This window comes from Heyndrickxia sporothermodurans (assembly GCF_003055045.1).
Taxonomy (GTDB): Bacteria; Bacillota; Bacilli; order Bacillales; family Bacillaceae_C; genus Heyndrickxia; species Heyndrickxia sporothermodurans.
On the sequence record NZ_NAZB01000015.1, the window covers coordinates 59,512 to 82,370 of the forward strand.

Annotated in this window: 21 protein-coding genes; 10 read left to right on the forward strand and 11 right to left on the reverse strand. The window is 37.4% G+C overall.

Going from position 1 to position 22,859, the window contains the following annotated elements; all coding sequences use genetic code 11:
- Positions 1–421 precede the first annotated feature (421 nt).
- The 10 genes from B5V89_RS06315 to dat all read right to left on the reverse strand — a co-directional run bounded on the left by B5V89_RS06315 (position 422) and on the right by dat (position 12,916).
- The gene (locus B5V89_RS06315) at positions 422–1,741 is read right to left on the reverse strand and encodes a serine hydrolase domain-containing protein (protein WP_107982099.1); all 1,320 of its coding nucleotides are present in this window, start codon (positions 1,739–1,741) and stop codon (positions 422–424) included.
- 1,060 nt (positions 1,742–2,801) lie between these two features.
- The gene (locus B5V89_RS06325; protein ID WP_108071004.1) at positions 2,802–3,611 is read right to left on the reverse strand and encodes a M55 family metallopeptidase; all 810 of its coding nucleotides are present in this window, start codon (positions 3,609–3,611) and stop codon (positions 2,802–2,804) included.
- Positions 3,583–5,328 carry a sigma 54-interacting transcriptional regulator gene (locus tag B5V89_RS06330; protein ID WP_181294617.1) on the reverse strand — a complete coding sequence of 582 codons (1,746 nt, stop codon included), beginning with the start codon at positions 5,326–5,328 and terminating at the stop codon, positions 3,583–3,585. The genes B5V89_RS06325 and B5V89_RS06330 overlap by 29 nt, the downstream gene beginning before the upstream one ends.
- Positions 5,329–5,372: 44 nt before the next feature.
- A complete protein-coding gene (locus tag B5V89_RS06335; RefSeq protein WP_108071008.1) occupies positions 5,373–6,332 on the reverse strand; it encodes an ABC transporter ATP-binding protein in 960 nt (319 codons plus the stop codon).
- The gene (locus tag B5V89_RS06340) at positions 6,333–7,313 is read right to left on the reverse strand and encodes an ABC transporter ATP-binding protein (RefSeq protein ID WP_108071010.1); all 981 of its coding nucleotides are present in this window, start codon (positions 7,311–7,313) and stop codon (positions 6,333–6,335) included.
- Positions 7,314–7,331: 18 nt separating this feature from the next.
- Complete coding sequence (locus B5V89_RS06345; protein ID WP_108071012.1) at positions 7,332–8,240, reverse strand: ABC transporter permease subunit; 909 nt, start codon at positions 8,238–8,240, stop codon at positions 7,332–7,334.
- Positions 8,241–8,261: 21 nt separating this feature from the next.
- Positions 8,262–9,179 carry a glutathione ABC transporter permease GsiC gene (gene gsiC / locus B5V89_RS06350; RefSeq protein ID WP_107982101.1) on the reverse strand — a complete coding sequence of 306 codons (918 nt, stop codon included), beginning with the start codon at positions 9,177–9,179 and terminating at the stop codon, positions 8,262–8,264.
- 71 nt (positions 9,180–9,250) lie between these two features.
- Positions 9,251–10,843: a glutathione ABC transporter substrate-binding protein gene (locus B5V89_RS06355; protein WP_107982092.1), complete on the reverse strand. Its 1,593-nt coding sequence runs from the start codon at positions 10,841–10,843 to the stop codon at positions 9,251–9,253.
- A gap of 19 nt (positions 10,844–10,862) precedes the next feature.
- The gene (locus tag B5V89_RS06360; protein WP_107982091.1) at positions 10,863–11,882 is read right to left on the reverse strand and encodes an asparaginase; all 1,020 of its coding nucleotides are present in this window, start codon (positions 11,880–11,882) and stop codon (positions 10,863–10,865) included.
- A 197-nt stretch (positions 11,883–12,079) separates the two neighbouring features.
- A complete protein-coding gene (dat, locus tag B5V89_RS06365) occupies positions 12,080–12,916 on the reverse strand; it encodes a D-amino-acid transaminase (protein ID WP_107982090.1) in 837 nt (278 codons plus the stop codon).
- 191 nt (positions 12,917–13,107) lie between these two features.
- Here dat and B5V89_RS06370 point away from each other — a divergent pair, with 191 nt between their 5' ends.
- From B5V89_RS06370 to B5V89_RS06415, 10 genes are all read left to right on the forward strand, one after another.
- A complete protein-coding gene (locus tag B5V89_RS06370) occupies positions 13,108–14,004 on the forward strand; it encodes a LysR family transcriptional regulator (protein ID WP_107920627.1) in 897 nt (298 codons plus the stop codon).
- Between the two features lie 267 nt (positions 14,005–14,271).
- Complete coding sequence (locus B5V89_RS06375; protein ID WP_108071014.1) at positions 14,272–14,622, forward strand: DUF3870 domain-containing protein; 351 nt, start codon at positions 14,272–14,274, stop codon at positions 14,620–14,622.
- Positions 14,623–14,858: 236 nt separating this feature from the next.
- Positions 14,859–15,800 carry a 3-hydroxyacyl-CoA dehydrogenase NAD-binding domain-containing protein gene (locus B5V89_RS06380; protein ID WP_108071016.1) on the forward strand — a complete coding sequence of 314 codons (942 nt, stop codon included), beginning with the start codon at positions 14,859–14,861 and terminating at the stop codon, positions 15,798–15,800.
- Positions 15,801–15,820: 20 nt separating this feature from the next.
- A complete protein-coding gene (locus B5V89_RS06385) occupies positions 15,821–17,158 on the forward strand; it encodes a short-chain fatty acid transporter (protein WP_108071018.1) in 1,338 nt (445 codons plus the stop codon).
- A 29-nt stretch (positions 17,159–17,187) separates the two neighbouring features.
- Complete coding sequence (locus B5V89_RS06390) at positions 17,188–17,865, forward strand: cyclase family protein (protein WP_108071020.1); 678 nt, start codon at positions 17,188–17,190, stop codon at positions 17,863–17,865.
- A gap of 167 nt (positions 17,866–18,032) precedes the next feature.
- Complete coding sequence (locus B5V89_RS06395; protein ID WP_108071022.1) at positions 18,033–18,716, forward strand: CoA transferase subunit A; 684 nt, start codon at positions 18,033–18,035, stop codon at positions 18,714–18,716.
- The gene (locus tag B5V89_RS06400; RefSeq protein WP_108071024.1) at positions 18,713–19,372 is read left to right on the forward strand and encodes a 3-oxoacid CoA-transferase subunit B; all 660 of its coding nucleotides are present in this window, start codon (positions 18,713–18,715) and stop codon (positions 19,370–19,372) included. The genes B5V89_RS06395 and B5V89_RS06400 overlap by 4 nt, the downstream gene beginning before the upstream one ends.
- Positions 19,369–20,568 (forward strand): thiolase family protein, encoded by a 1,200-nt coding sequence (locus tag B5V89_RS06405; protein WP_108071026.1) that lies wholly within the window; start codon positions 19,369–19,371, stop codon positions 20,566–20,568. The genes B5V89_RS06400 and B5V89_RS06405 overlap by 4 nt, the downstream gene beginning before the upstream one ends.
- 19 nt (positions 20,569–20,587) lie before the next feature.
- Positions 20,588–21,655: a zinc-dependent alcohol dehydrogenase gene (locus B5V89_RS06410; protein WP_108071028.1), complete on the forward strand. Its 1,068-nt coding sequence runs from the start codon at positions 20,588–20,590 to the stop codon at positions 21,653–21,655.
- A gap of 14 nt (positions 21,656–21,669) precedes the next feature.
- Positions 21,670–22,416, forward strand: a complete 747-nt coding sequence (locus tag B5V89_RS06415; RefSeq protein ID WP_108071030.1) for a carboxymuconolactone decarboxylase family protein — start codon at positions 21,670–21,672, stop codon at positions 22,414–22,416.
- Between the two features lie 104 nt (positions 22,417–22,520).
- Here B5V89_RS06415 and B5V89_RS06420 read toward each other — a convergent pair whose 3' ends face one another.
- Positions 22,521–22,820, reverse strand: coding sequence for a hypothetical protein (locus tag B5V89_RS06420; protein ID WP_108071032.1), 300 nt, complete (start codon positions 22,818–22,820; stop codon positions 22,521–22,523).
- Positions 22,821–22,859: the final 39 nt, after the last annotated feature.

Below are 22,859 nucleotides of genomic sequence, written 5' to 3' on the forward strand. Positions count from 1 at the left end.
CGAAAAAACATAGATTTTACGAATGCTTTATTAAGTGTTAAATCTTCAAGGAACCTACCTGTTTTAACATGGGATAAAAAAGATTTTAAGAGGTTGAATTGCGAATATTTCAGTCCAACAAATGAATTAATCCAAACAGAAAAATAAAGAGTAGGAATAACGATAAAGAGCAAGGCAAATTCCTTATAAACAAAATAAACCAAGGAGCTCAGAACTCCCTGGTTTGAAAACTTGTAACTACCTATCATAAGACCGCATATTCAGTTAAAAATTAATTACGAGAAGGCCTCCCTTTCGTTTTCGCCGATGAGGCGGTTCTTCTTTGTCGTTTTTTATCAGAAAATACACCGCTCTCACTAGAAATCAAGCGAATCCAACTATTCCCCTTTTTCAAAATTTCTAAGTCCCTTTCTCCAAATCTTCAATTTCCGGACGTTTTTAACAGCATTCTTAACCCAAAAAAAGCCGCCCAAGGTTCTTCATTTTGATTAAAATAAAAGCGAATCTGCTTTTCCGTTTTCATTATGACAAGTGTTGTTTTGTCACATGCTCTTAACGTAAATACTTGGTTATCAATTTTTGCTTGTAAAACGCTGCCTTTAAGTAAAATCTGGATAGATGTTCCTTCCTCTGACTGATAGGTGCCGACAAATTGTTTTTTTCGTGCATCAGGTAATTCGACGGTTGGTTCGAGATGGCTGTATTTTCCTTCTATAGGGAGCCCTAATGCCGTATTCACAACCTCTAACCATATATCTTTTGCGGGTACGTCTGATGCATTTGTTAAAACGGCAACCACAAGTTTTTGTTCAGGAATAAAGCCAAAATTAGAGGATACACCCGGTTGACCACCGCCATGATCGACCAATGTAAACCCGTGATAATCTAGTGTGACTTGCAATGCATAGCCATAATACGAATTTCGGTTTATTTGAAAATATGGATTTTGCATTTTTTCTAATTGTTTCTTAGATATGAATGTGTCTTTATCAATTAGGCCTTGGTTGACATAAAGTTCACCGTATTTTAGTAAGTCCAGTACATTCGAGCGGATGCCACCACCTACTTCATAATTTCCTAAGGCGGGCCAATTTTGCTTCTCAAATTGTTCTGTTTCTTGATAATAAACATAAGGGCTCGATACATCGTCCATTTTATTAATTTCTTCAATACTAAATGTGGAACGATTCATATGCAGCGGGTTTAACAGTTCTTCTGTTATATATCTTCTATATATACGACCTGTCAGTCGCTCAATAATGGCACCTAGTAATAAAAATGTATCATTGCAATAGCTCAAATATTCTCCCGGCTTACCTAATAAAGAATGTTCATTTTCAGCTAAATAGGTTAAGTGTTCATGGAATTTATTCAGTTCTTCTCTTCGTCTAATCGGTGCTAGACCTGTTGTATGAGTTAATAAATGATGGATTTTAATCGATTCCATCGAGTCAATGTTTGAAATCCGAAATTCAGGCAAGTACTTAATGACTGGATCATCAATAGACAGTTTTCCTGCTTCTTCTAGTTTCATAATCGCGAGTGCAGTAAAAGATTTTGTAACAGAAGCAATGCCAAAAATCGTCTTTGGCGTTACTAATTCCATGGACTCCAGATCTTTTACTCCAAATCCTTTCTGATAAATTACTTCTCCATTTTTGCTGACAGCAATAGCCGCTCCCGGGATATGATCAGCTTCCATTCGTTTACTTAGTTTCTCTTCGAATAATCTCCAGTCCATCGCAACCACCTTTTTATCAAAGTATTAATAATAGTATAATTATTAATCTATCATTTTATGGGAGGGGTGGGAAGGAAGTTGGTAAAATTGGTGAAAGGTAAAGAGAATTCAAAATTAACAAAAGGTAAAATATGGGGAATTTTGAATTCATTGAGGCTACCGAATACTAATAACCGTTTTACTTTCAGCACAATTCTTTTATTAGGTCGAGTAATGACGGATTATTATGAGCGGATAATGTTTAAACACCCTAATAATATTTTTCAAAAGGACACCCAATTTTTGAAGCAGTAGAAAATCACCGACCAAGTTTCCTTTTCTTTACGCATCTTGGGATTCATTCTTCCTCTTTGACGACCAAAATTCCTTTTCTTTTCGCATCTTGGGATTCATTCCTTCTCTTTGACGACCAAGTTTCACTTTCTTTACGCATCTTGGGATTCATTCCTTCTCTTTGACGACCAAGTTTCCTTTTCTTTGCCCATCTTCGGCTTCATTCCCCCTCTTTGACGACCAAGATTCACTTTCTTTTCGCATCTTGGGATTCATTCCTCCTCTTTGACGACCAAGATTCACTCTCTTTACGCATCTTCGGCTTCATTCCTTTTCTTTGATGACCAAGATTCACTTTCTTTACGCATCTTCGGCTTCATTCTTCCTCTTTGACGACCAAGATTCACTCTCTTTTCGCATCTTGGGATTCATTCCTCCTCTTTGACGACCAAGATTCCTTTTCTTAACCCATCTTGGGATTCATTCCTCCTCTTTAACGACCAAGATTCCTTTTCTTAACCCATCTTGAGATTCATTCCTTCTCTTTAACGACAAAGATTCCTTTTCTTTACGCCCATTTGTCCACCTCGCTTCTATTGGAAACTCCTCGGTTTGAAAACTTGTAACTACTTTTTACAGATAGGTATGTTCAAGTTAACTTACTAACGTGAAGAACCACCCTTTCGTTTTTTTCGCCCGGGTGGTTCTTCTTTGTCGTTTTTTATGCTTGCTTGCTGTGCAATAGCCGTAGCAAGCACTGCAAAGAATACATTTACTGTATTCTTGATTAATTTGCTATCATAATTAAACTACGAATATAACGGTAACCTTCTATTATATTAGAAGCATTAAAGGTAACGGTAGATGGATCTATTTGATCCACAATCGGTAATATAGCAGCATTTTCTGCGAATCCTGTTGTATTAAATGACATTTCAACAGTGACGGGACCATCTATAGAAAATAGAGGGATATTTCCTCTATTCATCCACCCTTCCTTTGTTTGCCTCTCAATTAGCTCCTGCGCTTTCTTCGGATGAATACTTCTAGCAGTAAATTGATTAATCGTTTGCTTAACCGTAGCAAAGTATACTTCCGGGATAAGTTCCCGTACTTCCTTTTCCAATCGGTCACAACCGGAAACACAAATAACAGGTACATTAAAATGGCCAGCAACTAAAGCATTCAAACCAAATTCCCCATATTCAATTCCATTCACTTTAATAGAGCGAACCACTTTTCCACTAAAGGTATGATTAAGTAGGCCGAAATCACCTTTTTTTGTATGATAGCCTATAAATACTGCCGCATCAAAGGTTTCATCAAGCCCCTCCACCATCGCCAGTTTCTTCGGTGAACCTGAAATTAATGAAGCTTCTGTATGAAGAAGTTCAGGAATAATGTTTCTCATTGTACCATGGGAATCATTGACAACGATTTCATTTGCACCCGCTGCAACGGCACCACGAATACATGCATTAACTTCTTCAGTCATTAGCATTCTTGCACGGTCATGCTCCCTCCCATCACGGGTGGTGTGTTCACTATGTACAACCCCAGCAACTCCTTCAATATCTGCCGAAATATATAGTTTCACTTTCATCTCCCTTTCCAATGCACTCCAAGAATTGTTCTCCAAGTTTTGAAATGGTTGTTCCTGCTCTTCCTTTTCGAACATTTAATAGCCCCAAATCCTGAAGTACTTCTAATCTCATACGCAATTGTTGTTCCGTTAACCTTATTTCTTTTTTTAATAATATGTCCATTAACTTCAAACGACCGTATGATTCCCGTTTTCGTTTTCCTTCATGGAACGCCTTTAAAATGGCTGTACTTTCTTCTATAAATCCATGCTCCTCAATTTCTTCAATGATTTTATCCACTTGAATTTCTTGAGACGAAAGCACTTGATTAAAAGATTCTTTATCCCCTTGTAGATATAAGGGAAGCATTTGAATATCAATTATTGGTTTATCCAAAAAAGACAAATAGGATATCGTATTATATAATTCTTTTACATTCTCTTTCCAACGATAATTTTTTAATCGTTCCATCACCCTAGGGGTAAATGTTAAATCCTCTCGATGCAATCTTTTTTTTATATTTTCGATTAAATCTTCTATATCCTCTTTTCTTTCAGATAAACTGGGCATATGCACTGCTGAGCGTGAGAGTAAATAAGCTAATTCTTGATCGATGAATCCTTCATTTAATAGTTTATCAAGGGAATAAATACTACTCATGATGATTCTTACATCGACCGAAACATAGCTAGTTCCCTTCACCCGCATTATTTTTTTCGTTTCAATGACTTCTACCAAACGTTTCTGCAAAAACACCGGGAGCTCATTAATTGCCGTTATATAAAGCGTACCACCATGAGCTCTCTCAATTAATCCCATTTTTACATCATGACCATTTTCAATCCCAAATAACTCCCGTTCTAGAACATCATGGGTACGAAAACCGCAATGATAAACGACAAAAGGTCCGTGTTTGTACTGGGAATCATTGTGTATGGCTTGTGCCATCATATTTTTACCTGTTCCCGCTTCCCCGTATAAAAAAATCGGGTCACTTATTTTTGAAAAAGTCATTGCTTGTCTTATTGGTTCCTTCATTAATGAACTACCCGCGATCATATCAGAAAAATGATAACCCGCAACCTCACGTACGTCTTTAATAATTTTCTTGTTATCATTTGATTCGTCAAAAGTGTGGTCCTTGGATAATAAAATTAACGATTTTGTATATCGTTTATATAAAGTGGAAGATTCAATTTCCAATGAAAGCAGTTTCTTCACCTCGAAAAATACCTCTATATCCAAAAGACGCATCCCAATATCGATAACCTTCCCCAATCCTTTCGGTAAAAGGTCTACCTCATCTGGTGTAATAATATAATCAATAGCGGATGGAAAAGGTTTCGTTGGATCATAGGGAAAATAGTTATGCTCAAAAAACGTTTCTCTTAGCGATTCTACGGTTTCTTTCGTATTATTCCAATTATCATTCACAACTAAAATGTTTCTACCAGGCGGTAAGTCAATAACTTCCTTCATATTCCCATAATTGATTTCCCTTTTGGCAATAATACATGGACAACCCTCGGGGATAAATTGTGAAGCAAAGCCAAAAAGGATATCACTTGATAAAATCACCACATCCCCGGGGTCTATCGTATTATTTTGCAAATCTTTAATCGTAGTTGGAGAAAGATGGATTAAATTACGAAATACTTCTTTTAATTGCCTGGTAATGGTTGCAAGATATTTTTCCTCTATCGAAATAAGATGCAATTTTGCTTCTGCCATATAAACACACCGTCCTACCATTTATCCTATCTATTTCCTATTATCTAATATAAATGGCAGGAAACATAGTGTTTTTCACCTATTTCTTTCCACTCAGGAACCTCCGTCTTACATTGCTCGGTTGCAAATGGACAACGTGTGTGAAAAGTACAGCCTGTTGGTGGGTTGGAAGGGCTCGGCAAATCCCCCGTCAGCATAATTCTTTCCCTTTTTGCCTTTGGATTTGGAATCGGAACGGCGGACAATAAAGCCTTCGTATACGGATGAAGTGGATCCTTAAACAACACTTCTTTATCTGCCATTTCAACCAATCTACCTAAATACATCACACCCACCCGGTCACTTATATGTTCCACCACACTTAAATCATGGGAAATAAATAAATAGGTTAGTTCAAATTGTTGCTGCAAGTCTTTTAATAGATTTAAAATTTGTGATTGTATCGAAACATCTAATGCGGAAACCGGTTCATCTGCAACAATTAATTGCGGGTTTACAGCTAAAGCGCGTGCAATTCCTATTCTTTGTCTTTGACCTCCGCTAAATTGATGAGGAAATCGATCAGCATGATATGGCGTTAATCCGACAATTTCTAATAAGGATTCCACTCTTTGTTTGCGTTGTTCCTTCTCCACTCCATGAACAATCAGTGGTTCCTCAATAATATCTCCAACCTTCATCCGAGGATTTAATGAGGCATAAGGATCTTGAAATATCATTTGAAAATCCTTTCGAAACGAACGTAATTTATCCTCGGACATTAAAGTAATATCTTCACCATTGAAAAACACTTGTCCATCCGTTGGGTCAATTAGACGCATAATCATTCTACCTGTTGTAGACTTTCCACAGCCACTTTCACCAACAAGACCTAAAGTTTCACCTTTCTCAATCGTAAATGATAAACCATCCACTGCTTTGACCACAGATGACTTCTTTGAAAAGAATCCCTTATTGACGGGAAAATGTTTTTTTAAATTTTTCACCTCAACTAAAGCGCTCATTTATGCCTCCTCCTTCTCATTAAGCCAGCATCTCGTTGTATGATTTTCATTTACCTTTCGCAACTGTGGTTCCTTTTCCCTGCACTTATCCATTGCGAATGGACATCTAGGGGCAAACTTACACCCTTTCGGCATTTCTTCCGGAGCGGGGACATTACCTGCGATAGATTGAAGGCGATCAATCTTCATGCCTAATTTTGGAATAGACCCTAATAAACCTCTCGTATAGGGATGTTTAGGATTTTCAAAAATTGTATTCACATCGGATTCCTCTACCACTTTTCCGGCATACATAATAACCACGCGGTCACACATTTCGGCAACCACACCAAGGTCATGTGTGATTAATAGAATAGAAGAATCACTTTCTTCACGTAATTTTCTCATCAAATCCAATATCTGCGCTTGAATGGTTACATCTAAGGCAGTTGTTGGCTCATCTGCGATTAGAAGCTTCGGATTACAGGACATGGCCATCGCAATCATAACACGCTGACGCATTCCGCCCGATAGCTGATGCGGATATTCCTTCATAATTTCCCGTGCTCGTGGAATCCCAACAAGCTCTAACATTTTTATAGCATGTTCTTTTGCTGCATGTGCATCTTTTTTCATGTGTAAACGGATGGATTCGACTAATTGTCTCCCAATCTTATAAACAGGGTTTAATGATGTCATCGGTTCCTGGAAGATCATCGCAATCTCATTACCACGGATCGAGCGCATAGCTTTTTCCGATAATCCAATCAAGTCTTTTCCTTCGAAGGATATTTCACCATCTACAATTTTCCCCGGTGTATCCTTCAATAGACGCATAATAGATAAGGAAGTAACACTTTTCCCACAACCGGATTCTCCAACAATCCCTACGGTTTCCCCTTTATTCACGGTAATGGTGACCCCATCCACCGCTTTAACCACACCTTTTTCACTAAAAAAATGTGTCTTTAAATCCGAAATCTTTAGTAGTTCTGCTCCCATCTCTTAAACCCCCTTTCATTAATCCTTTATCTTAGGATCAAGCGCATCACGTAGACCGTCACCTAATAAATTAAAGGCTAGTACCGTTAAGAAAATGGCAATACCAGGATATAAGGTAATATGCGGGGCCATCGTTAAATAATCACGACCTCCACTAAGCATCGCACCCCATTCAGGTGATGGCGGTTGTGCACCAAGTCCTAAGAAACTTAAAGACGCAGCTGTCAAAATCGCGCTTCCGATCTTCATCGAAAAGTTAACCACAATGCTGGTAACCGTTCCGGGAAAAATATGCTTCCAAATAATACGGCGTGGTTTTGCACCTATTGATCGAGTAGCTTCAACATATAAGGTTGATTTAATCGCTAAAGTACTGGATCGTACAATCCTCGCAAAAGTAGGGATACCAAATATCGCTACAGCTATTACGACGTTTTCAAGTCCCGGCCCTAGTATAGCGATAATCCCAATCGCTAACAGAATCCCCGGAAAGGCGAATAATAAATCGCAAAATCTCATAATGATTCCGTCAATCCATTTCCCATAATACCCACTGATCAACCCCAATACCGTTCCAATGATAGCCCCTAAAAATACTGAGAATAATCCTACAAATAATGAGATTCTTGTCCCTGCAATAATTCTGCTGAAAATATCACGACCATAAGGGTCCGTTCCAAGCCAGTGTTTAAAAGATGATCCTTCAAGTACATGATTGTAGTCAGGTTCCGCAATTTTATACGGAACTATATATGGACCAATAATCGCTAACACAATCAATATTCCGATAAAAATAGCCGAAATAAAAGCTAATCGTTGTTTCCTAAACTTCCTTAAGAACTCCGAAAATGGCGATGACTTTGATTTTGCCAAAGACGGATTCACCACTTGTTGATTTATGCTCGTATTTCCTTGTAGTTCAGGCATCTTTTCACCAAGCCTCCTTTACTAATAACGTATTTGCGGATTCAAAAAGCCATAAAGTATATCCACTACTAAATTGATTAAAATAAATTCCAGTGAAAATAATAGCATTTCAGCTTGAATAACCGGGTAATCTCGAAAACTCACAGAATCAATTAATAGTCTACCTAGACCCGGCCAGCTGAATACAGTCTCAATAACGACCGATCCACCTAGTAAAAAACCGAACTGCAATCCCGTCATCGTCACTACAGGAATTAACGCATTTTTCAATGCATGACTTATTATCACTTTTCCTTCCGTTAGACCTTTTGCACGACCGGTTCGGATATAGTCTTCCTTCAAAACATCCATAATCGATGAACGAGAGAATCTTGCGATGACCGCTGCAACACTTGTCCCCAATGTTAAAGAAGGAAGAATGTAACTTTCCCAAGATTTAAGACCTCCTGTTGGTAACCAGCCCAATTTTACCGAAAAAAACTGAATAAGAATTAATCCTAACCAAAAGGAAGGAAGTGATATGCCCGAGACGGCACCGAACATTCCTACATAATCCGGCCATTTATTTCTCTTTTTCGCTGAAATGATACCGATAATAATTCCAATAATAACAGCCCATACCATACTCCATAATGTTAACCAAAATGTAGGCATAAATCGGATTCCGATTTCATGTAACACGGGCTGTTTTGTTTTTAAGGACGACCCAAGATCTCCGTGGAAAATATTGGTGATAAAATTGATATACTGTTCTAACCATGACTTGTCTAATCCTAAATCTTTTCTGATAAGTTCAATATCTGATAAACTTGCATCAGGACCAGCTACCAACCTGGCAGGATCACCTGGTATTAAATGAACGAATAGAAAAATAAAGATCGATACCAAAAATAGGATTGGTATAACAGTTAATAAACGTTTAATAAGATAGCGAACCATCATAACACCTACCTTCTCGTAAAAATGAGGGGAACCTCACTTTGACATCCGCTTAGAGGCCCCCCGAATAATTATTGTTTTATTTCTATATCATTGACACTTAATGATCCATCAGGTAATAGGTAAATTCCATCTAAGTAATTTTTCTTACCTGCTAGATTTTGCGGTACTGCTAGGGTTACCCATGGTGCATCATCCCAAATAAGCTTTTGCGCCTGTTTATACGCATCTTCGCGTACCTTAGAATCCGATGTTTGTAACGCAGCTTTCAAAGCTTCATTGACTTTGTCATTATTGTAATAAGCGGTATTGTAATTAAGTGGTGGAAATGCATCTTTTCCTCCAAATAATGGACGAATGCCCCAATCAGCATCACCAGTTGATGGTGACCATCCACCAAAATAAAGTTCAACTTCTGCATCCTCAGGTTTTTGAGGGCTATTAAGTTTTTCAGACAACGTTCCTGCCTCCATTGGTACTACATCCACTTTTACGTTAATTTGTGCCAGTTGTTGTTGGATGAACTCAGCGGCCTTAATCGAAGTGGAACTATTACCTAACCAAATTTTGGCGGTAAATCCTTTTTCAACTCCAGCATCTTTCATTAATTCTTTTGCTTTTTCTAAATTAAATGTATAAGGTTCTTGCTTTGAATAAAAACCTACCTTTGGAGCGATTATTGATGATGCAGGTTCCCCGTATCCATTCCAGACCACTTTAATAAATGCATCTTTATTAATCGCATAATTCATTGCCTGACGAATGCGAACGTCATCATATGGCTTTTTCATTGTGTTCATCGATAGATAATAAACAATAATGGATGGATCATTTTCAACAACAATCCCATTTTTTCCATCAATTGATTTGACTTGTTCAGTCGGAATAGGATAAGCAAAGTCTGCTTCACCTGTTTGTAACATCGCTATACGTGAACCATTTTCCGGTACAGGTTTAAACGTGATAGAATCTACTTTTGGATACCCTTTTTTCCAATAAGCTTCGTTCTTTACAAGTTTCAAGTGATCACTTTGATCCCATTCATCAAATTTAAACGGGCCTGTCCCAACTGGATGCCGCGCAATATCCTTTCCATATTTCTTTAGTGCAGCAGGCGAAATCATAGCAGATGATGGATGAGCAAAGTTATTTAACATCGCCCCGAAAGGTTTCTTTAATGTCACTTTTACTGTATATTCATCCACCACATTTGTTGTTTTTACTAACTCAAACAGACTGTAACGTTTAAGATGATTATCAGGATTTGATAAACGATCGATGTTCACCTTCACAGCTTCTGCATTAAAAGGGGTTCCATCTTGGAATTTAACATCTTTTCGAAGATTGAAGGTCAATTCTGTCGCATTTTTATTTATTGAATACTTCTCTGCTAAAACCGGGACAATATTCATTTCTTTGTCGAATCCTACTAAACCTTCCATCATCATTCTTTCGGCAGAAAGACCTAATGTATCATTTGAATCATGTGGATCCAAACTTACAAAGTTTGATGCAACGGCAACCGTAATATCCTTTCCTTCCTTTTTAACGATTTTACCCGCTCCTTTATCCCCGGATGATGAACTAGAAGAATTCGAACATCCAAAAAGCATAAGTGATAAACAAATAATTGCAGTAATGATTCCAAACCCTTTTTTCCTCATATCTTTTTCCTCCATTTATTTAAAGTTCCTTTCCATCTTTCAATGTAAAGGTTGGAACGAGTTCCCCTACCACCTTTTTCCTTGCATTAAGCACAGTTGGCTTATGATGATTCACTAATTTTGATAATTCCTCATCTGTTAGCAAATTTAACTGTCTCAATACTTCTACTGCTACAGGTTCTGTAGCTCTCCCAAAACCATCTTCTATTTTGATAGCAATACCTAGGCCAGTTTGAATATCTCCAATGCAGTAAACTGCTTCTGCACCTGCCTTACCAAACATCTTTCCTTGTACAGCCCTCATGAAATTCGTACAAAAACGATCCGTACCTCCAACCATTTCAGGAGCAGACATCATGGCAGATGTAATTCGCTTCACTGCAGATCCCCGTTGTTCATCTAACCTTTCAGGTCTTGTCATCCTTGCATATGCATATGCAATGCGTTCAAGCGGTAAAGCATGGACAGGAACCCCACAGCCATCTACACCAAGCTCGATATCCTTAACCGGATAATCTGCCATTTCACTAATGGTATGCAGAATTCGCTGCTGTACTGGATGACTTAGCTCAAAGTACGATTCGACAGGTTCATTCATATATTTTGCAGTAGCAATCATGCCGCTGTGCTTACCCGAACAATTATTATAAAGTGGCGTAACCTCTTTTCCTTCAAGAATAAGTTCCTTAAATACATCTTCCCGGCGTAATGGATGGGTTCCACATTTAAGTGAATGGTCATCCAATCCGGCTCTTTTTAATATGGATAGAACGCGTTCTGTATGTTGCTTTTCTGCATTGTGTGATGCACAGCAGAGAGATAAATCAGCATCATCAAATTCAAAATGGTCAGCGGTACCAGTTTCAACAACAGGGATAGCCTGTAGTGGTTTCATCGAGGAACGTGCAAATACCTTCCGATAAGGATCCCCCTCATATTTATGAAGCCTCCCTTTATAATCGACTACCGCAATATGTCCTTTATGAATGCTTTCAACCAAATCCCCACGAAATACCTGTACCAATTCTGTTGCTTCCATTTTCTCCACCTTCCGAATGTTCTGTCTATTTTTAATAATCCTACAACATATTCCAACCTATTTCAACCTAAATTGACAAAAAATTTAATAGATTATTATTTTTTTGATTAAAAAGGGGAATATTCCGTATCCTAATACACCCTTTTTATTCCAAAGTTGCTTAATTCCCCATCCTTTTTACATCATAATTGGTGTTTTTACATTGAAACATTTTCCATGAATTTTTCAAAGATTTTCAATGCAACTTTCCCCGCTTTTCCGTTACCAATCTTTTTTCCGTCAAGATTCGAAATAGATAGTACTTCCGAAGTGGTGCTAGTTATAAAAACTTCATCGGCTTCGAGCATTTCTTCGGGAGTAAAATATCTTTCAACGAAATCAATACCTAAAGAATGGGAAATCTCATTTACAGCCATTCGTGTAATTCCGGGTAAAATCTGTTTGGAAAGCGGTGTTGTATAAATTACGTTATCATTAACGATATAAACATTGGAACTAGTGCCCTCAGAAACATTCCCATCCCTTACCATAATCGCTTCGAAGCAGCCAACATCATGAGCAGCTTGCTTTGCGAGGATATTAGGCAAAAGATTTAACGATTTTATATAACAATTTTTCCACCTTTCATCTTCGTGTAAAATAGCCTTGACACCATCTTCCCTTACATTATTCCCGATTACTCGCATAGGTTTCACCGTCATCGTTGTGGATACAGGTGCATCCGGAAATAAGTGCTTTCTTGCAGCAATTCCTCTTGTTATTTGCAGATAAATGTCACAATCCTTTAATTTCGATTTATGAATCGCTTCTAAAACAGGGGACTTATAGCCATTTTCATCTCGGTCGATTGGCAATCTTATTGCTTTAGCACTATTAATAAGCCGTTGGATATGCTGATCTAACATAAAAGGCTTTCCATTATACGCTCTTATAACCTCATAAACACCATCACCAAATTGGTGTCCCCTTTCATCAATGGGAATTACCGCTTCATCTAATTGAACATATCTGCCATTTGCGTATCCGATGCTCATTCTCCTATTCCTCCTTCTAGATTAAATGGACCACTTGAAATAATGATGATAGAATCAGTCATGAAGTATTCCAACAATTTTTTATATTTTTAATTGAAATATATTTTAATTAAATGGCAAATTATTTTGTAAATCCAATAAATATTTACGATAATTGCTATAAAATAATTTTATAGGGGGGGAGTATAAGGATGAATATCGAACAAATTGAGGCATTCCTTTTTGTTGCAGTAACATCAAGTTTTAGCAAGGCGGGAGAATCTTTATATACAACCCAGCCAACTGTAAGTACACGGATTAAATCACTAGAATCTGCATTAAACTGCAAATTATTTAATAGAGCGGGAAACAATGTAACCTTGACTAAAGAAGGAGAGGCCTTTCTTCCTTATGCTAAAAATGTATTTCAAAATCTTCAAGCTGGAAAACAAGCCGTTGAACGAACAAAATCCGAATTAAAGGGAGAAATTGAGATTTCAGCGGTTTTTATTGCAGCTTTCAATTTCTTGCCATTTGTCATTAAAGAATTTCACGATAAATTCCCAAAAACCAAGATAAACCTCCTTACTGGGCATTCACCTCAAGTTTTAGATATGGTATTAAAACATCAAGTAAAATTTGGTATTACCAGATCGGTTACACATCCAAAAATAGATACCGTACATTTATTTAATGATGAAATGATTTTAGCCGTCTATCCTGAACACCCATTCCAATGTAAAAATGACATTTCAATGGAAGAAATAGCAGTAGAGAAATTTATCCTTTATAATCAACAATCCATTGATTGGACTCTTATTCATAATGCTTTTGACCGTTTGCACCTTCCGCAGAATGTCATTATGGAAGTGGATAATATTGAGGTAGTAAAAAGAATGGTCGAACAAAAAATGGGTATAGCTATATTGCCAAGGTCCGCCATTCAAAAGGAGCTAAAAAAAGGAACTCTATTAGAAAAGAAGGTATCTGACCTGCCCTACATTAAGCGGGATTATGATTTAATCCACTTAAAAGATACCCCTTTTGATGATGTCACTGAAATATTCGTTGATTTCCTTTTAAAGTATTTTTCACAGTGGAGGATTTGATAAATAGGGACGAAAACAAAGGGACGGTTCTTCTTTAACTATTAATCTAGGACGCTCGTTCCTCCGCTACAGCATTTAGGGATATCTCGGTCTGCGTTATACTATAAACTAAACTGAAGAAATTCAGTATAAATTGAAGAAGAATTCTTTCTCATAAAAATAGACTCGCAAAGAAAAGTACTATGACTTAATCTACTAAAGCATATCAAAATCCTTGACTTACAATTACATTCTTTATAAGTTAAAATAAAATAGAGGTGATTTCGAATGGGAAAAGAATTAGTAGATCTTGATACAGTATTGGTCACGGGATATGCTAAGGCCCCTCAAGGGACAGCAATGTTTGAACAATATAAACACTCCGGAATTGTTTTGGAAATTAATATGAATTCTAATGTTATTATAGATGCTGAATTTACTTTAATTACGGATTTGGCACAAAACTTCTTTCGGAGGTTACTAGTAGGCTATGATTTGTCTAATGGCATCGATGACTTAATCAAACGTATAGAAGCACATTATTTTGCACCATCTACCCACTCTGTTGTCGTTGCATTAAAAACAGCCTACCAGAGGTACGTTGAACAAATGGATCGTCATTCCAAAAAAATCCAATAGCAAAAATATATTGACAGGTCATTCGTTATCTTGATAAAATTCTAAATATATTAATAAAAATTGTGTTAATAAAGTATTTTCGTACGAAAAGCCATTTTCTTAACCTATGAAAGCGACCCTTTCATATCCACTTAAGGAAACATAGCTTTTCCATTAGAAAATAAGGTATTATTACCTTTATTCTCTATGGGAAAAGCTATTTTTTATGCCTTTTTTTGTACTAGGGGGGGAATAATTTGCCAACTGGAATAAAGAATGTAACCGTTGTTGGTGCCGGAACAATGGGTAGTGGTATTGCTCAATTATTTTTACAAAATAATATAAGCGTTCACTTGATTGATCCATTTCCAGATGCTTTGGAGCGTGCCAAAGTCAAAATAGCCGATCAATTAGCCCAACTTTCACTTTATGATCTTTTTGATAAAAACATGATTAATCCAGTGATGGAACAATTAACCGTTTCAAGTGACATCTCTACTATATCTGGTGCGGATTTTATTATAGAAGCCGTTCCTGAGAAACTATCATTAAAGCATGAAGTCTTTAAACAAATAGAATCCTATTGTAGCAGTGAAGTCATCATAGCTACAAATACATCAGGGCTCTCGATTAATGAAATTGTAAGCGTTTTAGCTTACCCACAAAGAGCTGTAGGAACTCACTTCTTTATGCCTGCTGATATTATTCCGTTAGTAGAGGTGGTTAAGAGTGAATGTACCTCACAGGATACAATTGATGAAGTAATGTCTGTTCTAAAATCTGTTGGTAAAAAGCCGGTATTAGTGAAAAAAGAAATACCTGGATTTATCGCAAATCGCATTCAACATGCTCTAGCTCGAGAAGCGATCTCTCTTCTTGAGTCCGAAGTTGCATCAGCCGAAGATATAGATACAGTCGTTCAGTATAGCATTGGAATGAGATTATTATTTACCGGTCCACTAGAACAACGAGATTTAAATGGATTAGATATCCATCACGATATTGCTTCCTATCTATATAAAGATTTGGAAAATTGTAGTACACCATCTAAATTGTTGGCTTCTAAGGTTGAAAATGGTGAACTTGGAATCAAAGCAGGAGAAGGTTTTTATAAATGGAATGAACCTTCGGAATCCGTATTAAAAAGAAAAAACGCTCAACTGCTTGAACTCAAACGTTGGATGAATTCAAAAAGTTAATATCTTAAGGGGGTAGGGATATGTCAAAGGTGACAAAATTTTTCACAAACTTAATGCGTAAGTATTTACCGGATCCGTTTGTTTTTGCCATTGGGTTAACTTTATTAACTATTATTCTAGCAATGGTAGTTGAGGGGAAAGGATTTCTATCTACAACAAAAGCCTGGGGAAATGGATTTTGGGATTTACTTGCCTTCACCACTCAAATGGCGGTCATTTTGGCAATGGGGTACGTACTGGCAAGCGCTCCAATCGTTGATAAATTACTAACAAAAATTGTTAATAAGGTTCATAAACCAAGAACAGCCATCATTGTCGCAACATTAGTTGGTGCTATTGGTAGTTATCTTAACTGGGGATTTGGACTTGTCATTGGTGGAATAATGGCAAAGAAACTAGCGTCAAAAGTTAAGGGTGTCCATTATCCTTTAATTATTGCCGCTGCATACAGTGGTTTTACAATGTATGGTCTAGGAATTTCAGCAAGTATCCCTGTTTTAATCTCTACGCCAGGACACCCATTAGAAAAGGCAATGGGCGTTGTTGGATTATCACACACAATTTTTTCACTACCTATGATTATTACAAGTTTAGTAGTTATTATTACATTACCTCTTCTAAACGCTTGGCTTCATCCGAAAAATGCGGAAGATATCATTGAATATGACCCATCTATTGAAGCTGAAAAAGAGGTGGCAGCATCAGCTGAGAGTGTTCTTGCGAATGATACGTTCGCAAACAAATTAAATAATAGCCGTATACTAAGCCTTCTAATCGGATTAGTTGGGATCATCTATGTGATCTATCATTTTGTTTCCGGTGAGTCACTTGATTTAAATATGATCAATTTCATTATTCTATTTTTAGGTATCATTCTTTTGGGTACACCGGCTAATTATGTTGCTAAATTAAACGACGGGATTAAAACCATTGCGGGTATTATTCTTCAATATCCATTCTATGCAGGAATCATGGCGATCATGGCTGCTTCAGGTCTAGTTACAACAATCTCAAAATTGTTTGTCGATATGTCAAGTGCAGCTACACTTCCATTATGGGGACTTGTGAGTTCCTTTGTCATCAACTTCTTTGCACCATCAGCCGGTGGACACTGGGTTGTCCAAGGGCCATTTATGATAGACGCTGCAAAAGAATTAGGCGCATCTCTTGGGCAAACATCGATGTCTGTAATGCTTGGTAACGCTTGGAATGATTTGGTTCAACCTTTCTGGATCTTACCAGCCCTAGCACTATCAAAATTAAAACTTAAAGATGTTATGGGATACACCGTAGTTTCCATGTTCTGGATTGGTATTGTGTATATCGTAGCTGTTCTAGCCTGGGGATATCTAGGCTAAATATATAGATAGATTCGGAGGTTATTCTAATGAAAATTATTGATTTATCTGTTTTGTTATATGACGGATTAGTTTCCTTTCCATCCCATCCAAAAATGGTGGTAATGGATTACGAAACAAAAGCAAAATCTAAAGCAAGGTATGTCGCACCATGTGAAGGATTCAATAGTAAGGTATTTATGATGTCCGACCATGGTGGAACACATATGGACGCACCTTATCACTTTTTTGATGACGGTTTAACTATTGAAGATATTCCACTAGATGCCACAATGGGAGAGGCTGTATTAATTGACCTATCCGATAAGGACCCAAGCCAACCTGTAACACGTGAAATGGTTGAAGCAAGGGTTACGGAGAATGAGTTAGAAATTAAAGAAGGAGACATCGTTTTCTTCCGTTGCTGGGCAGGAGAATGGCAAGGAGATGGATATTTTGATTGTAAGGCTTTAGATGGCACTGTGGGAGACTGGGTTGTTGAAAATAAAATAAAAGCAATCGGTTTAGATCTCCCAAACGCAGACATTAACGAAAATATGCGTAGAGATGTCCATTTAAAATTACTAGGTAGAAACATATTAATTATGGAAAACATCGTTCACTTAGATAAGCTATCTAAAAATAGATTCTATTTTATTGGAACACCACTGAACTTAAAAGGTATGACAGGTTCCCCAATTCGTGCAGTTGCAATTGAGGAATGGTAAGATAACCAACATAATAATATGTAAATAGGAAGCCAAAATCTTAATTGTGGGAATCAAAAGTTTCCATTTAAGTTAAGATTGCCTAGTCTTTCTAGAGAAGAACATTCTTTTCTGGAGTAGACTGGGCTTTTTTATCTTTTAAATAACAGAAAGGGGAAAATTGGATAATGACTAAAATAACTGACGCCGTGACGGCTATTCAACAAGTAAAATCAGGTCAAACATTAATGGTTGGAGGATTTGGATTAGTTGGTGCTCCTCTAACATTAATTGATGAACTTACACGCCATGATGCAGATGGGTTAACCATTATGAGCAATAATTTGGGGGAACCGGGAAAAGGACTTGGCATTCTTCTTAGACAGGGAAAGATCAGAAGAGCGATTGGCTCCTATTTTACAAGTAACAGAGAAGTGGGAGATGCTTACAATGAAGGGCTAATTGATTTACAATTACTTCCCCAAGGGACCTTTTCCGAGTCCATCCGTGCAGGTGGTGCAGGTATTGGAGGCTATTATACTCGAACAGGAGTAGACACTGAATTAGGAAAAGATAAAGAGGTTCGCGAAATTAACGGTGAGCGATATTTGTTTGAACCTGCCTTGACAGCCGACATTGCATTAATTAAGGCTTATAAATCTGATAAACTTGGTAACCTAACTTACTATAAAACCGGACGCAACTTCAATCCTATGATGGCAACTGCAGCTAAATATGTCATTGCTGAAGTGGATGAAATTGTTGAAAACGGTGATCTTTCTACTGAAGAGATTGTCACACCCCATCTTTTTGTTGATGCGATTGTTCTAAGTGAAAAGATTTTAACTAAGGAAGGGGTTGTTTCAAGATGAGTAAAACACAATTAACATCAAAAGAACTAATTGCAAAGCGTGCAGCTGCTGAATTAAAGGAAAATTCCGTTGTTAATCTCGGAATAGGGATTCCAACATTAGTTTCAAAATACATTAAATCAGAATCCATTTACTTTCATACTGAAAACGGTCTACTAGGTGTTAAGGAATTACCTGATGAAAGTGAATATGATCCGTTGAGAGTAAATGCCGGTAAATTGCCTGTCGGAGAACATATTGGTGCATCTTATTTTGACAGTGCTACTTCATTTGCTATGATACGTGGATCTCATGTTGATGTCGCTATTTTAGGAGCATTGCAAGTAGACGAGGATGGTCTTATCGCCAATTGGGCAATACCAGGAAAAAATATTATGGGTGTTGGCGGAGCGATGGATTTACTTGTCGGAGCAAGAAAAGTCATTGTCACTACTAATCACACGAATAAACATGGAGAATCCAAATTGGTTAAAAAATGTACCTATCCAATCACTTCAAATCGCAAAGTCAACATGATTATTACAGAGCTTGCCGTATTTGAGCGAAAAAATGACGTATGGCAATTAATTGAGTTAATGCCTGACACTACTCTTGAAACAGTAAAACAACACACGGAATTTGATTTTGAAATAATAAAGGAGTTGCAAGTACGATGAGTCGTAAAGTATATATTGTCAGTGCACAAAGAACGGCAGTTGGAAAAATGGGAGGAACTTTAAAGGACATGACTCCCGACGATTTATTATTACCTCTTTATCATGACCTGATTAAGAAAAATCTTGTGCCTGTGGAGAAAATCGATGAGGTTATTATCGGTCAAGCAAAACAAAGCCAGGATCAATCCAATATTGCAAGATACTCGCTTCTAAAGGCAAAACTCCCTGAATCATTACCGGGATATACGGTTCATCGCCAATGTGGATCAGGGATGCAAGCCATACAAAATGCGTTTATGTCGATTGCAAGTGGATTTAATGATGTTGTCATTGCTGGCGGTGTAGAAAGTATGAGTACGGCACCCTATTACTTAAGAAACGCTAGATATGGATATGGAGCAGGAAACGCTGAATTACTTGATCCTAATAAGGAAAGCCAACCGGGTTCACAGCCTGAGGATCCGTACGGAAGATTAACGATGGGATATACAGCTGAAAATTTGGCTGAAGATTATTCTATAAGTAGAGAAGAACAAGATAAATTCGCATTGAATAGCCAATTAAAAGCGGCAAATGCTATTGAATCCGGGGAATTTAAGGATGAAATTATTCCTATAGAGGTCCCACAAAGAAAGAAACCTTCCATTATATTCGAAGTGGATGAACATCCTCGAAAAACCAGTCTTGAAAAACTAGCAAATTTGAAGACTGTTTTCAAAGAAAATGGGACGGTAACCGCGGGAAATGCATCTGGTTTAAACGATGGTGCTTCTATGCTTTTGGTAGTTTCAGAGGATATCGTTAATCAATATCATTTAACTCCTTTGGCTGAGATTATAAGTCTAGGGGTAGCAGGAGTAGCCCCAGATAGAATGGGGATTGGACCAGTTGAGGCTTCAAAAAAGGCGCTAAAATCTGCTAATCTTCAACTAAGTGATATAGATTTAATAGAATTAAATGAAGCATTTGCGGCACAGTCATTGGCAGTCATTAAAGAGCTTGAACTTCCTATTGATAAAGTAAATGTAAATGGAGGAGCTATTGCACTAGGCCATCCCATTGGAAACAGCGGTGCCCGCATCTGTGTAACATTAATACATGCGATGATAAAAAGACGTGCTGAATACGGTTTGGCAACGTTATGTACTGCAGGAGGCCAAGGTATTGCGACAATCCTCAAAAAATGTCCACAATAAATAAAAGGAGTGCTCACTAATGAAAGCAATTGTAAAAAATTCGGCAGAACCATATGATATTTCGATTAAAGAATTGGAACTGGGTAATGTTGGTAAAAACGAGGTTATTGTAAAAGTATCGGCTGTTGGGATTTGTGGCAGTGACCTACATATGTATGCAGGTCATGGTGGCTATGATTGGATTGACTACCCACTTGTATTTGGGCACGAAATTTCAGGAACGGTTGTAGAGGTAGGCGAGGGATCGGATTCCTCGAATAAAGGTAAAAGAGTCATTGTAAACCCCTACATTCCGTGCGGACAATGTGAATTTTGCTTAAGAGGGGAAGAAAACCGTTGTGATTTTGGGGAGTTTTTTGTTCAAAAACGTCCACCGCAATCGCTACAATATGGGTTTAGAAAAAATGGCGGTATGTCGGAATTTTTAATTGTTCCCGAAAAAAATATTGTTCTTATCGATGACAATACCTCCGATGAAGTAGCAGCTATCCTTGAAGCCATTGCAGTAGGTGTAACGGCAGTAGAAAAAATTGATAATATTGAAGAAAAATCAATAGTCGTTTTTGGACCGGGACCTATTGGTCTAGCAATCGTAAGCATTCTTTCTGGTCTTAATGCTAAGAAAATTGTGGTTGCAGGGATAACAGGTGATGAACAAAGATTAGAAAAGGCAAAAGAACTTGGAGCAGATGAAACTATTATTCTTGGAGAAGAGGGAACCAATGACCTTCTTGAATGTACTCCATTGGGTTATGATGCTGTTTTTGATAGTTCCGGCCATCATTCCGTACCTAAAACAGCAATCACCGTTCTAAAAAAGGGTGGGGAAATCGTTCTAGTCGGAATTTCAAATAACGAGTTCTCCCTTCCAATGGACCAAATTGTTCGAGGGGAAATCCAAGTTAAAGGAAGCTACGGTATCACTAATGATAGCTTTCATAAAACCGTTTCATATGCAGCAAATCCAAAGTTTCCATTCGAAAAATTAATAACAGGTGTATTTCCTTATGATAGGGCAAAAGAAGGATTTCAAAATTCGTTAGATCGTGCTCCCGGGAAAACAGTAATTACATTTAAATCATTTTAAAGAGGTGAAATATAGTGACAAATGCCATTGATTTTTTTACAAAGGTATATGGAAAAGCACCCGATTGGGTTGTTAAAATGAACACTTATAATCCCGAAGCCCTTGAAGCCTATACTGAACTTCGTCATGGGATTTTGAAGGATGGTGCACTATCCAGAAAAGAAAAAGAATGTATCCTAGTAGGGATTAATGCAGCTAGACGCTATGAAAGAAGCATGATTTATCATACACAAGGTGCTGTTGATGCTGGGGCAACCCTTGAAGAATTAGCTGAAATACTTTCTGTTTGTATTCTTTCACGTGGCTTACCTACATGGTTAGAAGGGATTAAATCCCTCGCATTTGCAGCTAATTACATGAAGGAAAACGATTATTCTATGGATCATCAGGAAACTGAAATTCAATCAGTAAATAAAAATGAATTTAAGAATCTTAATGACTGCTTAGAATATTATCGCTCGATGTTCGGAAGCGAACCAAAATGGGTAACAGATTTAGCAGAATACCATCCAGATGCACTTCTTCATTACACAAATTTACGGAATGTAAATTTAACAGATGGTAAAGTTTCTCGTAAACTCAAAGAACTAGTGTTGGTTGGAATTAACACATCGGAACGCTACCCTGAAGGTATCAGAATCCATACAGAAGGCGCAAGATCATGCGGTGCGACAGAGGCAGAATTAGCAGAATGTCACCTTACAGCTGTTTTAACTGCTGGGATACCAGCATGGTTTGAAGGGGCAGATTTACTTAAATAAATTCTTATTTTACAAAAAGCACCTGTTACCTAAAATAGCAATCAGGTGCTTTTTTTGTTTACTTTTCTTCAAATTTTTTCATTCCTTTTTTGTGAATTTATCCCTTAGATGTCTCCTAAACTATATGTAGCAGGGCTATATAGAGAGAGTTTCTTTTTCTGTAGTAAATAATCAACCACATACGGGTTATTTTTTATTGCATTCTTTAATAGTTTTTTCGCTACTTGTGTTGGTCCATTTTGCAAATATTCGATAAGCACTCGATTATATGTGCCGTTTGCAGTTATTTCTCCTTTGGTCGTGAGCTGGACGGTTACTTTTTTCTTGTCTCTTTGACGATTAAAACAACCAATGCCAATACTGAACCTGATTTCATGCAACGATAATTGCTTCTTGGACTTCATTCCTCCTCTTTGACGACCAAGTTTCCTTTTCTTTGCCCA

Bases quoted from the DNA above. Each gene is read 5' to 3' on its own strand.
- B5V89_RS06315 (WP_107982099.1), bottom strand. From the start codon at position 1,741: ATGGACTGGAGATTATTCGAAGAGAAACTAAGTAAACGAATGGAAGCT.
- B5V89_RS06330 (WP_181294617.1), bottom strand. From the start codon at position 5,328: ATGGCAGAAGCAAAATTGCATCTTATTTCGATAGAGGAAAAATATCTT.
- B5V89_RS06335 (WP_108071008.1), bottom strand. From the start codon at position 6,332: ATGAGCGCTTTAGTTGAGGTGAAAAATTTAAAAAAACATTTTCCCGTC.
- B5V89_RS06340 (WP_108071010.1), bottom strand. From the start codon at position 7,313: ATGGGAGCAGAACTACTAAAGATTTCGGATTTAAAGACACATTTTTTT.
- B5V89_RS06345 (WP_108071012.1), bottom strand. From the start codon at position 8,240: ATGCCTGAACTACAAGGAAATACGAGCATAAATCAACAAGTGGTGAAT.
- gsiC (WP_107982101.1), bottom strand. From the start codon at position 9,179: ATGGTTCGCTATCTTATTAAACGTTTATTAACTGTTATACCAATCCTA.
- B5V89_RS06355 (WP_107982092.1), bottom strand. From the start codon at position 10,843: ATGAGGAAAAAAGGGTTTGGAATCATTACTGCAATTATTTGTTTATCA.
- B5V89_RS06360 (WP_107982091.1), bottom strand. From the start codon at position 11,882: ATGGAAGCAACAGAATTGGTACAGGTATTTCGTGGGGATTTGGTTGAA.
- dat (WP_107982090.1), bottom strand. From the start codon at position 12,916: ATGAGCATCGGATACGCAAATGGCAGATATGTTCAATTAGATGAAGCG.
- B5V89_RS06370 (WP_107920627.1), top strand. From the start codon at position 13,108: ATGAATATCGAACAAATTGAGGCATTCCTTTTTGTTGCAGTAACATCA.
- B5V89_RS06375 (WP_108071014.1), top strand. From the start codon at position 14,272: ATGGGAAAAGAATTAGTAGATCTTGATACAGTATTGGTCACGGGATAT.
- B5V89_RS06385 (WP_108071018.1), top strand. From the start codon at position 15,821: ATGTCAAAGGTGACAAAATTTTTCACAAACTTAATGCGTAAGTATTTA.
- B5V89_RS06390 (WP_108071020.1), top strand. From the start codon at position 17,188: ATGAAAATTATTGATTTATCTGTTTTGTTATATGACGGATTAGTTTCC.
- B5V89_RS06395 (WP_108071022.1), top strand. From the start codon at position 18,033: ATGACTAAAATAACTGACGCCGTGACGGCTATTCAACAAGTAAAATCA.
- B5V89_RS06400 (WP_108071024.1), top strand. From the start codon at position 18,713: ATGAGTAAAACACAATTAACATCAAAAGAACTAATTGCAAAGCGTGCA.
- B5V89_RS06405 (WP_108071026.1), top strand. From the start codon at position 19,369: ATGAGTCGTAAAGTATATATTGTCAGTGCACAAAGAACGGCAGTTGGA.
- B5V89_RS06410 (WP_108071028.1), top strand. From the start codon at position 20,588: ATGAAAGCAATTGTAAAAAATTCGGCAGAACCATATGATATTTCGATT.
- B5V89_RS06420 (WP_108071032.1), bottom strand. From the start codon at position 22,820: ATGAAGTCCAAGAAGCAATTATCGTTGCATGAAATCAGGTTCAGTATT.